This is a genomic window from Stenotrophomonas sp. PFBMAA-4 (genome assembly GCF_030053215.1).
Lineage (GTDB): Bacteria > Pseudomonadota > Gammaproteobacteria > Xanthomonadales > Xanthomonadaceae > Stenotrophomonas.
The window spans coordinates 41,945-54,445 of record NZ_JASGBW010000026.1; the positions used below are offsets into that span (position 1 = coordinate 41,945).

The following is a 12,501-nucleotide window of genomic DNA, read 5'->3' on the forward strand; positions in this document are numbered from 1 at the left end:
CGACGGAAGTGCCGCTGGAGGGAGTGAAATCCACCTTGATGGGGGGCCGGGCCGCCCGCTCGATCACACAATGCCTCTACAGCGGCCTCGCTAGGCTTTGACCATATTCAAAGCCATGCAGGCGCACATGCAGATCGCAACCGGGGTACAGGGGCTGGACACGATTCTGGGCGGTGGCCTGCCGCAGGCCCGCCTGTATCTGCTGGAAGGCCCGCCGGGCTCGGGCAAGACCACCCTGTCGCTGCAGTTCCTGCTGGAGGGCCTCAGCAAGGGCGAGCAATGCCTCTACATCACCCTGTCCGAGACGGCCGAGGAACTGCGCGAGGTCGCCAGCGCGCACGGCTGGTCGCTGGAGGGCCTGCACCTGTTCGAACTCGGCTCGGCCGAAAGCGCGATGGGCAACGGCCGCCTGCAGTCGGTGCTGCACTCCTGGGAAATGGAGCTGGACGAAACGGTCAACATGATCATGTCCAAGGTGGACAGCATCGGGCCGACCCGGGTGGTGTTCGATTCGCTGTCCGAGCTGCGCCTGCTGGCCCAGGATTCGCTGCGCTACCGCCGGCAGATCCTCGCGCTCAAGCAGTTCTTCGGCCCCAAGAGCGCCACCGTCATCCTGGTCGACGACCTGACCTCCACCGGCGAGGAGCGCGACGGCCAGCTGCACAGCCTGTGCCACGGCGTGATCTCGCTGGAGCGGCTGACCCTGGATTTCGGCCCCGCGCGCCGCCGCATGCAGGTGCAGAAGCTTCGTGGCGTCGAGTTCATCGCCGGCTACCACGACATGGTCATCCGCCACGGTGGCCTGGACATCTTCCCGCGCCTGATCGCCTCCGATCACCATGGGCACTTCGTCGGCACGCCGGTCAGCAGTGGCGTGGAGGAGATCGACCGGCTGCTCGGCGGTGGACCGCTGCGTGGCACGTCCACCCTGCTGACCGGCCCGGCCGGCAGCGGCAAGACCAACGTGGCCCTGCAGTACGTGTGGGCGGCCTGCGAGCGCGGTGAGCGCAGCTGCGTCTTCGAGTTTGACGAGCGTGTGGGCACCCTGCTGGCCCGCTCGGCCGAGCTGGGCATCGACCTGCGCAAGCACCTGGACTCGGGCCTGCTGGAGATCATGCAGATGGACCCGGCCGAGATATCGCCCGGCGAATTTGCCTGGAACCTGCGCAAGGCCGTGGAGGAGCGCGACTGCAGCGTGCTGGTGATCGACAGCCTCAACGGCTACGTGGCCGCCATGCCGCAGGAGAAGCAGCTGATGCTGCAGCTCCACGAAATGCTGTCCTACCTCAACCAGGTTGGCGTGGTGACCTTCCTCATCAACCCGCAGCATGGCCTGGTCGGCACCATGTCCGCCGGCAACCTGGATGTGTCCTACATTGCCGATGCCGTGGTGCTGTTCCGGTTCTTCGAAGCCAAGGGCCGCATCCGCAAGGCCATCTCGGTCATCAAGAACCGCGGTGGCGCGCACGAGGACACCATCCGTGAACTGAAGATCGACCGACGCGGCGTCACCGTCAGCGCACCGCTGGCCGACTTCCAGGGCATCCTCACCGGGACCCCGGAATTCGTTGGCGATGATGGGGCGCTGCTCGGCCAGACTGATGGCCGATAAGGGCGAAGGCCGGCAGGTGGTACGCATCGTCGCGCCGTTCGGGCGCGACGCCGAAAGCATCGCGGGCGTGCTGGCTGCTGCAGGCCTGGTCACGCTGATCTGCCCGCACCTGGACGCGCTGGCCGAGGCGCTGGACGATGACACCGGCCTGGTGGTGGTGACCCAGGAAGCGGTGGCGCGCGGTGGCGACGTGCTGCTGCCTGCCCTGCAGCGCCAGCCGGCATGGTCGGACCTTCCCTTCATCCTGCTGCGCTCGGCGCGCTCCTACCGCCACTCCACCCGAGAGCCGCTGCTGCCGGCATCGATCAACGTGGTGGAAATGGATCGGCCGCTGGGCAGTGTCTCCCTGCTCAGCGCGGTGCAGGGCGCACTGCGCGCACGCGGCAAGCAGTTCCTGGTGCGCGACCAGCTGCAGGCGCTGGCGGATGGCCGGGCTGCACTGGCACGCAGCGAATCGGAGCTGCGCGTGATCGCCGACACGATGCCGGTGCTGATCGCTTTCGTCGATACGACGATGTGCTTCCGCTTTGCCAACACCGCCTATGAAGACTGGTTCGGCCTGGCCACCGGCGAAGTGATCGGCCGCCACGTGCGCGAGGTCATCAGTGAATCCGTCTGGCAGCAGCGCCGCCCGGTGATTGAGGCGGCCCTGCAGGGGCAGGGCGCGGTGTTCGAGATCGAATGGCCGCACCGCCTGCGCGGTCGCCGCGACTGCGAAGTGCGTTACGCGCCTCGCCGCGATGCGCAGGGTCATGTCGATGGCTTCCATGTGTTCGTCACCGATATCACCACCGCCAAGCTGGCCCTGGCCAGCAGCCAGCAGCACGCCCAGGCTCTGGAAGCGAAGGTGGCCGAGCGTACCCGCGAGCTGGAAATGCAGATGGCCGCGCGCGAGGCCAGCGAGGCGGCACTGCGCCAGGCGCAGAAGATGGAGGCGATCGGCCAGCTGACCGGTGGCATCGCCCACGACTTCAACAACATGCTGACCGGCATCCTGTCGGCACTGGATATCGTGCGGATGCGCCTGGAAATGGGCCGGGTGGATGACCTGGATCGCTTCCTCGACACGGCGACCGCATCGGGCCAGCGCGCGGCAGCACTGACCCAGCGGCTGCTGGCGTTCTCCCGCCGGCAATCGCTGGACGCACGACCGGTGGAGATCAACGCACTGCTGGAATCGGTGCAGCATCTGCTGCGCAGCACCCTGGGCGAATCGGTGCGGATCGTCGCCGAACCCAGTGCCGGTGAACTGCACGCCACCCTGGACGCCAACCAGTTCGAGAGTGCGATCCTCAACCTGGCCATCAACGCCCGTGATGCGATGCCCCATGGCGGCCAGCTGACCCTGCGCACCGCCTCCGCCAGCGTGCGCGAGGGGCAGTACCCGGCCGTGCCGGCCGGGCGCTACGTGCAGGTGGTGGTGGCCGACACCGGGGCGGGCATGGCGCCGGCGGTGGTCGAACGCGTATTCGAGCCCTTCTTCACCACCAAGCCCATCGGCAAGGGCACCGGCCTGGGCATGTCGATGGTCTACGGCTTCATGCAGCAGTCCGGTGGCCATATCGCCATCGAATCGCAGGTGGGCGAGGGCACGGTGGTGTCGCTGTTCATTCCGATGGACGAGGCGCCCGGGGCCAGCGCGCCGGCAGCGGCCACGCAGGCGATCCGCCGCGGTGCCGGCCAGTCGATCCTGGTAGTGGAGGACGATGCCCAGGTACGCATGCTGGTGACCGTGGTGCTGGAGGACCTCGGCTACCACACCCAGGTGGTGGGCGATGCCGATGCCGCGATTCCGATCCTGGCCTCGGCGCAGGCCATCGACCTGCTGGTGACCGACGTCGGCCTGCCCGGCATGAACGGCCGGCAGCTGGCCGAGATCGCCCGGCAGTCACGCCCGTCGCTGCCGGTGCTGTTCATGACCGGCTACGCGGAAAAAGCCCAGGAGCGCGCATCGTTCCTCGACGAAGGCATGGCGATGATCGCCAAGCCGTTCCTGCTGGATGAATTCAGCGCCGCAGTGCGCACCGCCATGCCGGGAGCGCGGTAGACTCGAGCATGCTCGACTGCCTCGCCTGTCGATTCCCGGCGGTGCACTGATCGGTCATCATCGAGCGCTATCCACGGAAGGTGAGCAGGGCATGGGCGGGTATCTGTTGCTGAAGGACGATTTCGAAGCGCGTATCCGCCTGCTGGCACCTGAAGAAGGCGGCCGCCGCCAACCCGCATACAACGGCATCCGCTGGGACTTCGCCTATGCCGATGCGTCGGGCGAGCTCGAGCTGTTCATGATCTTCCCGGAGTTCCTTGGCGAGGACGGCAAGCCGCTGGCCGATGACATCGCGCTGCCGGTCGGCCCCTGGCTGCGGGCGAGGATGCGGATCGTGAACCGGGAACTGCGGCAGACCCTGCACCGTGACCGGATTGCCGAGGGTGTCCGGTTCCACTGCCATGAGGGTCCGCACGTGTCCGCGGTAGGGGAAGTCACGCGGATTACCGGCCTGCACGAGACCCTGTAAAGCCGAGCCCATGCTCGGCTGCTTTGCGGTTTTTTGTAGAGCCGAGCCCATGCTCGGCTGCTTTTTTTCCAGGCAAAGCAGCCGAGCATGGGCTCGGCTCTACAGAAGATCCGCGGCAGCCGAGCATGGGCTCGGCTCTACATCCGCAGCGACGACTCGCGCACCACCAGCTTCACGGGAATGCTCAGGCTCTCCACCGGCTGCCGGCCGATCAGCGCCAGCAGCTTCTCCACCAGCAGCTGGCCGGCCTGCTTGGTGTCCTGCTGCACCGTGGTCAGCGCCGGCGACACCGAGGCCGCCAGCGGAATATCGTCGAAGCCGGTGACCGCCACGTCCTGCGGCACGCGCAGGCCGGCCTCGCGCAATGCGCGCATCGCACCGATGGCGATCAGGTCGCTGGCCGCGCAGATCGCATCGATGCGCTCGCCGCGCGCGAGCAGCGCCATGCACGCTTCCTGCCCGGAGGCCTCGGTGGTGATCGCATCGTGCTGCAGTGCCGGGTCGGCGGCCAGACCGTGCGTGCGCAGCGCTTCGACATGGCCACGGTAGCGTTCCTCGAACTCCGGGTAATGGCTGGACGCATGGCCGAGGAAGGCGATGCGGCGGCAGCCCTGCTGCAGCAGGTGGGTGGTGATGTCATGCCCGCCCTGGAAGTTGTCGCTGCCGATCGACACGCCCGGCTGGCCGGGCAGGGCTGCACCCCAGCGCACGAAATGCGTACCCTGTTCGACCAGCCGCTGCAGGCGGTCGCGTGACTGGTGGTAGTCGCCGTAGCCGAGCAGGATGATGCCGTCGGCCTTGTTGCTGTCCTCGTAATCGGCCTGCCAGTCGGTGGAGAGCTGCTGGAAGGACACCAGTAGATCCTGCCCATGCAGCGCGCAGGCACGGGTGATCGAGCCCAGCATCGAGTGGAAGAACGGGTTGATCAGCGAATCGTCGTTGGTCGGGTCTTCGAAGAACAGCAGCGCCAGCGTGCCCGCATTGCGCAGGCGCAGGCTGGAGGCGTTCTTGTCGACCTTGTAGTTCAGCTCGCGGGCGATGCGCAGGATGCGCTCGCGGGTCTCGGCATTGACCATGGGGCTGCCGCGCAGGGCACGCGACACCGTGGGCTGGGAGACCCCGGCCAGGTGGGCGATGTCCAGGGACGTGGCTTTGCCTTTGATGGTCATGGGCGGTGCGGAAGGGGGGATTCACGGATGATGCCACGGGTGGCTGCTGCTGGCCCTGCCGATGTCCCGCCGGGGAGACGGATCGGACAGCGCTTGGCTGTGACGCGACCGGACCCGCACGCTGCGGACCGGTCCAGGTCATCCCCGCTGCAGGCTGGATTGAAAGGCCTCCAGAGCCTGACGGGGCAAGGGCTCGGGGCGCATTCCGGCCGCCGCCGGGGGCTTCCCTGACCGGGCGCACGGCGGCGGCGATGATAAGATGGGACATTCTTGAATTCCCCCAAATGCATCGGGGGCGGCCCCGGGCCACTGCCTCCTGCCAGGAGGACGTGCTATCACTGGTGGTCTGCCCCTGTACAACGGACGAACACACCTATGGCGCGTGGCATCAACAAAGTCATCCTGGTCGGCAACCTCGGCAACGACCCGGACGTGAAGTACACCCAGGGCGGCATGGCGATCACCCGTATCAGCCTGGCCACCACCAGCGTCCGCAAGGACAAGGACGGCAACCAGCAGGAGCGCACCGAATGGCACCGCGTGGTGTTCTTCGGCAAGCTCGGCGAAATCGCCGGCGAATACCTGCGCAAGGGCAGCTCGGTCTACGTCGAAGGCAGCCTGCGCTATGACAAGTACACCGGTCAGGATGGCGTGGAGAAGTACTCCACCGACATCATCGCCGACGAAATGCAGATGCTGGGCGGCCGCGGTGAAGGCGGCGGCGGTGGCGGCGGTGGTGGCAACTTCGGCGGCGACCGTCCGCAGCGCCAGCAGGCCCCGCGCCAGGAGTACGGCGGCGGTGGCGGCGGCCAGCGTGGCGGCCAGGGCGGTGGTTATGGCAACCAGGGCGGTGGCCAGGGCGGCTACGGCAACCAGGGCGGCGGCAACCAGGGGGGCGGTTATGGCAACCAGGGTGGCAACCAGCGCCCGCAGCCGCAGCAGGCCCCGCCGATGGACGACTTCGCTGACGACGATATTCCGTTCTGACGCGCGCCTGGCATCAGCCAGCAGAAAACCCCGGCAAGGCCCTGCGCCTGCCGGGGTTTTTTATGAGCAGTGTGCTGGGATCACCCCGCCGCGTTCATCCACTCCACCGCGTCATCCCCACCGGGAATACGCATTGGCGCGTTCTCGTCGGTCACCGCGCGCCACACCGCTTCGGCCACGGCTTCCGGCGTGGTCACCGGGCCGCTGCTGTCGCGGAAACCGGCCAGCACGCCCTGCACCAGCGGCCCATAGGCCGGGTGCTCCATGCCGCCCAGATGCGGGAACGCGTTCTCGCCGAACCGCGTGGTCGGCGAGCGCCCGGGCAACACCAGGCGAACGCGCACGCCCAGCGGCGCGACTTCAATGGCCAGCGATTCGGTGAAGGCGTTCACCGCCGCCTTGCTGGCGGTATAGACGCCCACCAACGGCAGCGCTTTCACCGTCACCGTGGAGGTCACGTTGATGATCACGCCGTTGCCGCGTTCGCGCATCTGCGGCAGCACGGCCTGGGTCATCGCCAGCGTGCCCAGCGTGTTGGTGTCGAACAGGGCGCGGGCGGTTTCCATCGGGGTCAGTTCCACCGGCACCGGTGCGCCGAACCCCGCATTGTTGACCAGCACGTCGATCGGGCCGGCCTCGGCGATGGCCCGCGCGATGCTGGCCGGGTCGGTGATGTCCAGGGCGAGCACGCGCAGGTGCGCGGAGGCGGGCAGCAGATCGGTGCGCGGGGTGCGCATGGTGGCGATGACCTTCCAGCCACGGTCGAGGAACAGGCGGGCGGTTTCCAGCCCGAAGCCGGAGGAACAGCCGGTGATCAGTACGGTTTGCATCGTGTACGCCTTCAGCAGGAACGAGTGACCATGGTCGGCCCCGCTGCATGGACGCGCTACAATGAAACGTCCATATTTCCTCGTCGAGCGTCCAGTGCCATCCGATCCGCTGTCCGACGTCGTGGCCCTGCTGCAGCCCACGGCACGCTTCTCCAAGCGCGTCGAGGCCGCTGGCGAGTGGTGTGTGCGCCGCGAAGGGGAAGGCGAGCCGTTCTACATGGCGGTGCTGCACGGGCAATGCCGGCTGTCGGTGGAGGGGGGCGCGCCGATCACCCTGCAGGCCGGCGATTTCGTGCTGGTGCCGGCCCTGCGCGAGCTGGTCAATACCAGCATGCAGGCGCCGGCGGACATCACGCCGAGCCTGCCAGTGCGTATCGCCGAGGGCCACTTCCGGGTAGGCAGCCTCGATGGCCCCGTGACGCTGTGCGCGCAGATCGGCCACTGCGGGTTCGCCTCGCCCGATTCGGCCCTGCTGGTTTCGCTGCTGCCGCGGCTGCTGCATGTACGCGGTGAGCCGCGCCTGGCTACGTTGGTGCAGATGGTGGGCGAGGAAGCGCGTGCGCAGCGACCGGCGCGCGATGTCGTGTTGGAACGCCTGCTGGAAGTGCTGCTGATCGAGGCGCTGCGCAGCGGCATGGACAGCGTGGGGGGCAGTGGGCTGGTCCGCGGGCTGGGCGATGAGCGGCTCGCTGCCGCATTGCGTGCCCTGCATGCGCGGCCACAGCACGCGTGGACGGTGGAGGCGCTGGCCGGGCAGGCGACGATGTCGCGCTCGGGTTTCGCCGCGCGTTTCATGCAGGTGGTGGGTGTGGCTCCCATGGAATACCTGCTGCACTGGCGCATGGCACTGGCCAAGCGCCTGCTCAACGATCGCTCGCTGAGCCTGGAACAGGTCGCCGAGCAGGTCGGCTATGCCAGCGCGGTCACCTTCGGTGCGGCGTTCGCGCGGTTGGTGGGCATGCCACCGGCGCGTTTCGCGCGCATGCGTGGTTGATCACCTGCGGCTTCACTGTCGTTGTGCCCCGCAGCATCAATTTTCGTGCACCGCGTCTTGCAAAAAAAATAATTCCTCCCTTATGGTGCAATCGATTGCATCGCGGTGAATCATCAATGTTTGCACCGGTTGGGAGGCCGGGAAGTGGATGTCGATCCATTCCATCGAACCGGCACCGGTGCCGGGGCTCACGCGGCGCGAGGCGCTGCGCATGGCGCTCACCGGCAGCCTCGGCCTGGCGGCCGCAGGCATCCTGCCCGCCATCGCCTCTGCTGCGCCCCTGAAGGGCAGGCTGAAGCATTCCGTCGCCCGCTGGACGTTCCCGCAGTTGTCGGTCGCCCAGCTCTGCCAGACCGTGAAGGGCCTCGGCTTTGCCGCCATCGACCTGGTCGGCCCGGAGGACTGGCCGACGCTGAAGGCCCATGGCGTAGACAGCTCGATGTGCAACGGCGCGGAACTGAGCCTGACCAAGGGCTTCGCCGGCCGCGAATTCCACGATGAACTGGTCACCCGCTACACGCGGCACATCGATCGGGTCGCCGATGCCGGCTATCGAAACCTCATCTGCTTCTCCGGCAACCGCAATGGCATGGACCCGCAGCAGGGCATGGCCAATGCCGAAGCCGGGCTCAAGCGCATCCTCGGCCATGCCGAGAAGCGCGGCGTGGTACTGGTGATGGAGCTGCTGAACTCGCGCGTCGACCATCCCGACTATCTGTGCGACCACTCCGCGTGGGGCGTGGAGCTGTGCCAGCGGCTCGGCTCGGACAACTTCGGCCTGCTCTACGACATCTACCACATGCAGATCATGGAGGGCGACATCATCGCCACCATCGGTCGGCACCACGCGTGCTTCAAGCACTACCACACCGCAGGCGTGCCTGGCCGGCACGAGATCGGGGACCAGCAGGAACTGAACTATCCGGCCATCTGTCGCGCGATCCGCGACACCGGTTTTGATGGGTATCTGGCGCAGGAATTCATGCCTGCAGCGCCCGATCCCGTTGGCTCATTGCGCGAGGCGATCCGTCTCTGCGACGTTTGAAACGATATCCACCCAGGTGATAGACCCATGGCAGATAATCATTACGACGCCATCGTTGTTGGCTCGGGAATCAGTGGCGGTTGGGCGGCGAAGGAACTGACCGAAAAAGGTCTCAAGGTCCTGATGCTGGAACGCGGGCGCAACATCGAACACGTGAAGGACTACGTCAATGCGATGAAGGAACCGTGGGACTTCCCGCATCGCAACCGGCCGACCCAGGCGATGAAGGCGGCGTTCCCGGTGCTGATGCGCGACTACGCGCTGGCCGAGAATCTTGAAGGCATGTGGGCCGACGAACAGGACTCGCCCTATATCGAGACCAAACGGTTCGACTGGTTCCGCGGCTACCACGTCGGTGGGCGTTCGCTGATGTGGGGCCGGCAGAGCTACCGTTTCTCCGACCTGGATTTCGAAGCCAACCTCAAGGACGGCATCGCCACCGACTGGCCGATCCGCTATGCCGACATCGCGCCATGGTACGACCACGTGGAGAAATTCGCCGGCATCGCCGGCACGCGCGAAGGGCTGGACGTGCTGCCTGATGGCGAGTTCCTGCCGCCGATCCCGCTGAACATCGTCGAGAAGGACGTCGCTGCGCGGATCCAGAAAGCCTTTGGTGGCACGCGCCACATGATCCACTCGCGCACCGCCAACATCACCAAGCCGATGCCCGAGCAGGGCCGGGTCAACTGCCAGTACCGCAACAAGTGCATCCTCGGCTGCCCGTTCGGTGCGTATTTCTCGACCCAGGCGGCAACCCTGCCAGCGGCGATGAAGACCGGCAACCTGACGCTGCGGCCGTTCTCGATCGTCAAGGAAGTGCTCTACGACAAGGACCGCAAGCGTGCGCGCGGGGTGGAAGTCCTCGACGCCGAGACCGGCCAGACCTACGAGTACACCGCCAAGGTCATCTTCCTCAACGCGTCGTCGTTCAACTCGACCTGGCTGCTGATGAACTCGGCCACCGATATCTGGGACGGCGGGCTGGGCTCGTCGTCCGGCGAGCTGGGGCACAACGTGATGGACCATCACTTCGGCGCGGGCGCGTCCGGCCGGGTGGAAGGCTACGACGACAAGTACTACTTCGGCCGCCGTCCCTGCGGTTTCTATATCCCGCGCTTCCGCAACGTGGCGGCCGACAAGCGCGGCTATCTGCGCGGCTTCGGCTACCAGGGCGGTGCCAGCCGCAACGGCTGGTCACGCGAGATCGCCGAACTGAACATCGGCGCGGACCTGAAGGACGCGCTGAGCCTGCCCGGTGACTGGCGCATCGGCATGACCGGCTTCGGCGAAATGCTGCCCCACCACGACAACACCATCCGCCTGGACCACGAGCGCAAGGACAAGTGGGGGCTGCCGGTGCTGGCCATGGACGTTGCCATGCGCGAGAACGAGAAGGCGATGCGCAAGGACATGGCGGCCGACGCGGCGGAGATGCTGGAAGCCGCCGGCGTCAAGGACGTGGAGATGCACGACAACGACTATGCACCGGGCAAGGGCATCCACGAAATGGGCACCGCGCGCATGGGACGTGACCGCCGGACCTCGGTGCTGAACCAGCACAACCAGGTCTGGGACGCGCCCAACGTCTATGTCACCGACGGTGCGTGCATGACCTCCAGCGCCTGCGTGAATCCGTCGCTGACCTACATGGCGCTGACTGCGCGGGCCGCCGACCATGCCGTGCGCGAACTGAAAGCGGGGAATCTCTGATGGACCGCCGTGAACTGCTGAAGATGATCTTCGCCGCCACCGGCGCGGCCATGATCGGCCTGCCGACGCTGGCCAGCGCCAAGCTGCCGGCACCGGCGGCGAGCGCTGGCTTTTCCGAGGCCGAGATCGCCACGCTTGATGAAATCGCCGAGACCGTCCTGCCGCGCACCCGTACCCCCGGCGCGAAGGACGCGGCCACGGGCGCCTTCATGGCGCGGTTCGTGACCGACTGCTATACCGCCCGGCAGCAGGCGACGTTCCGTGCCGGCCTGGCCGACATCGACACGCGCGCCGGCGGAAGCTTCGTGGCTCTTGCGCCCGAGGCGCGCACCACGCTGCTGCGCACGCTGGATGCCGAGGCCCGCAAGCGTGCGGTGGAGGTGAGCGAGACCGGCACCGGGGAAACCGCGAAAGCGATGCCGCATCCGTTCACCATGATCAAGCAACTGGCCATCTTCGGCTTCTTCACCTCGAAACAGGGCGCGACCGAAGTGCTGAAGTACGTCGCCGTGCCCGGACGGTACGATGGCGACATGGCCTATGCGCCAGGTACGCCGGCCTGGGCCACCAGCTGATGGAGTACGACAGGATGATCAGACCTTTCTTGATGGCCGCGGGCGTGCTGGCGGCAGTGCCGGCGTTCGCGCAGGCCGGTGCGGAGCGTGATCCGGCAAAGACGGAGGTATGGGCGCCGGTGGCGGAAGTCGCCACGCCGACCGGCGCGGCACCGTCCGATGCCATCGTGCTGTTCGATGGCAAGGACGTATCCGCGTGGGAGGCCGAGCAGGGCGGGCGCGTGCCGTGGACGGTGGCCGACGGGGCGATGACCGTGGTGCCGGGCAGCAAGGGCATCCGCACCCGCCAGCGTTTCTGCGACATGCAGCTGCATGTCGAGTGGCGCACGCCCACCGATACCAAGGGCTTCGACGGCCAGAACCGTGGCAACAGTGGCATCTTCCTGCAGGAGCTCTACGAACTGCAGGTACTGGACAGCCACGGCAACCCGACCTACGCCAACGGCCAGGCCGGTTCGATCTACAAGCAGGCCATGCCGCTGGTGAATGCCTCGCGTGCGCCCGGCCAATGGCAGGCCTACGACATCATCTGGAAGGCACCGCGTTTCTCGGCCGGCGGCGGCCTCACCTCGCCGGCGCGCATCACCGTGCTGCACAACGGTGTGCTGGTGCAGGACGACACGGTACTGGCGGGCCGGACCGAGTACATCGGCGCACCGTCGTATTCGCCGCATGGCTGCGCGCCGCTGTATCTGCAGGAGCACGCTTCCAAGGTCAGCTACCGCAACATCTGGGTGCGCGAGCTGTAAGGCTCGCGTCTACTTCGCCAGGAAACTGGCGAGGTCATCGATCTCCTGCTGGGACAGCTGGGAGAAGGGCGGCATCAGCCCGCCGCCCTTGCTGATCTTTTCCTTGATCTGCGCAGGCTGCAGACGCTTGCTGATGTCGGTGAGCGCAGGGAACGCGCCTGGCATGCCCGCACGGTCCGCGCCGTGGCAGGCCACGCAGTTCGTCGCGTACAGCTTGGCGCCGGCAGCAGGATCTTCCTTGCACCACGCCGGCAGCGCATGCGTCGCCGCGCAGAGGGTCAGGGCCAGGGTCAGGACGGTTTTCAAGCAAG

General features: G+C 67.0%; 13 protein-coding genes. 9 read left to right on the forward strand and 4 right to left on the reverse strand.

The genetic code is table 11. From position 1 onward, the window contains the following. The first annotated feature begins 115 nt into the window (after nt 1-115). The 3 genes from QMZ26_RS15690 to QMZ26_RS15700 all read left to right on the forward strand — a co-directional run bounded on the left by QMZ26_RS15690 (nt 116) and on the right by QMZ26_RS15700 (nt 4,128). Entirely contained in the window at nt 116-1,612 is a 1,497-nt protein-coding gene (locus QMZ26_RS15690; protein ID WP_283221985.1) for an ATPase domain-containing protein, read from the forward strand. Continuing rightward, a complete protein-coding gene (locus QMZ26_RS15695) occupies nt 1,602-3,659 on the forward strand; it encodes a PAS domain-containing sensor histidine kinase (protein WP_283221986.1) in 2,058 nt (685 codons plus the stop codon). Before QMZ26_RS15690 ends, QMZ26_RS15695 begins: the two co-directional genes overlap by 11 nt. A 91-nt stretch (nt 3,660-3,750) precedes the next feature. Beyond that, the gene (locus QMZ26_RS15700; protein ID WP_283221987.1) at nt 3,751-4,128 is read left to right on the forward strand and encodes a hypothetical protein; all 378 of its coding nucleotides are present in this window, start codon (nt 3,751-3,753) and stop codon (nt 4,126-4,128) included. A 137-nt stretch (nt 4,129-4,265) separates the two neighbouring features. On the opposite strand, the gene QMZ26_RS15705 is transcribed toward QMZ26_RS15700, so the two are convergent. Beyond that, entirely contained in the window at nt 4,266-5,297 is a 1,032-nt protein-coding gene (locus tag QMZ26_RS15705) for a LacI family DNA-binding transcriptional regulator (protein ID WP_200732898.1), read from the reverse strand. Nucleotides 5,298-5,672: 375 nt separating this feature from the next. Here QMZ26_RS15705 and ssb point away from each other — a divergent pair, with 375 nt between their 5' ends. After that, the gene (ssb, locus tag QMZ26_RS15710) at nt 5,673-6,284 is read left to right on the forward strand and encodes a single-stranded DNA-binding protein (RefSeq protein ID WP_283221988.1); all 612 of its coding nucleotides are present in this window, start codon (nt 5,673-5,675) and stop codon (nt 6,282-6,284) included. Between the two features lie 80 nt (nt 6,285-6,364). Here the strand turns inward: ssb and QMZ26_RS15715 are convergent, their stop codons facing one another. Continuing rightward, nucleotides 6,365-7,114 (reverse strand): SDR family oxidoreductase, encoded by a 750-nt coding sequence (locus tag QMZ26_RS15715; protein WP_283221989.1) that lies wholly within the window; start codon nt 7,112-7,114, stop codon nt 6,365-6,367. Nucleotides 7,115-7,175: 61 nt separating this feature from the next. Here QMZ26_RS15715 and QMZ26_RS15720 point away from each other — a divergent pair, with 61 nt between their 5' ends. Further along, on the forward strand, nt 7,176-8,108 hold the full coding sequence (locus QMZ26_RS15720) for an AraC family transcriptional regulator (protein WP_283221990.1): 933 nt from the start codon (nt 7,176-7,178) through the stop codon (nt 8,106-8,108). Between the two features lie 36 nt (nt 8,109-8,144). Here the strand turns inward: QMZ26_RS15720 and QMZ26_RS15725 are convergent, their stop codons facing one another. Next, complete coding sequence (locus QMZ26_RS15725; RefSeq protein WP_283222006.1) at nt 8,145-8,321, reverse strand: hypothetical protein; 177 nt, start codon at nt 8,319-8,321, stop codon at nt 8,145-8,147. Here QMZ26_RS15725 and QMZ26_RS15730 point away from each other — a divergent pair. Genes QMZ26_RS15730 through QMZ26_RS15745 form a run of 4 tightly spaced genes read left to right on the forward strand, consistent with a single transcriptional unit; the run spans nt 8,257 to nt 12,190 of the window. Then, nucleotides 8,257-9,153, forward strand: a complete 897-nt coding sequence (locus QMZ26_RS15730) for a TIM barrel protein (protein ID WP_283221991.1) — start codon at nt 8,257-8,259, stop codon at nt 9,151-9,153. The two genes, QMZ26_RS15725 and QMZ26_RS15730, sit on opposite strands and share 65 nt — an antisense overlap. Before the next feature lie 27 nt (nt 9,154-9,180). Next, nucleotides 9,181-10,866, forward strand: a complete 1,686-nt coding sequence (locus QMZ26_RS15735; RefSeq protein ID WP_283221992.1) for a GMC family oxidoreductase — start codon at nt 9,181-9,183, stop codon at nt 10,864-10,866. Next, nucleotides 10,866-11,441, forward strand: a complete 576-nt coding sequence (locus QMZ26_RS15740; protein ID WP_345782682.1) for a gluconate 2-dehydrogenase subunit 3 family protein — start codon at nt 10,866-10,868, stop codon at nt 11,439-11,441. The genes QMZ26_RS15735 and QMZ26_RS15740 overlap by 1 nt, the downstream gene beginning before the upstream one ends. Next, a complete protein-coding gene (locus QMZ26_RS15745; RefSeq protein WP_200732891.1) occupies nt 11,441-12,190 on the forward strand; it encodes a DUF1080 domain-containing protein in 750 nt (249 codons plus the stop codon). Before QMZ26_RS15740 ends, QMZ26_RS15745 begins: the two co-directional genes overlap by 1 nt. Nucleotides 12,191-12,199: 9 nt before the next feature. Here QMZ26_RS15745 and QMZ26_RS15750 read toward each other — a convergent pair whose 3' ends face one another. Continuing rightward, a complete protein-coding gene (locus QMZ26_RS15750) occupies nt 12,200-12,496 on the reverse strand; it encodes a cytochrome c (protein ID WP_174214105.1) in 297 nt (98 codons plus the stop codon). Between the last annotated feature and the right edge of the window lie 5 nt (nt 12,497-12,501).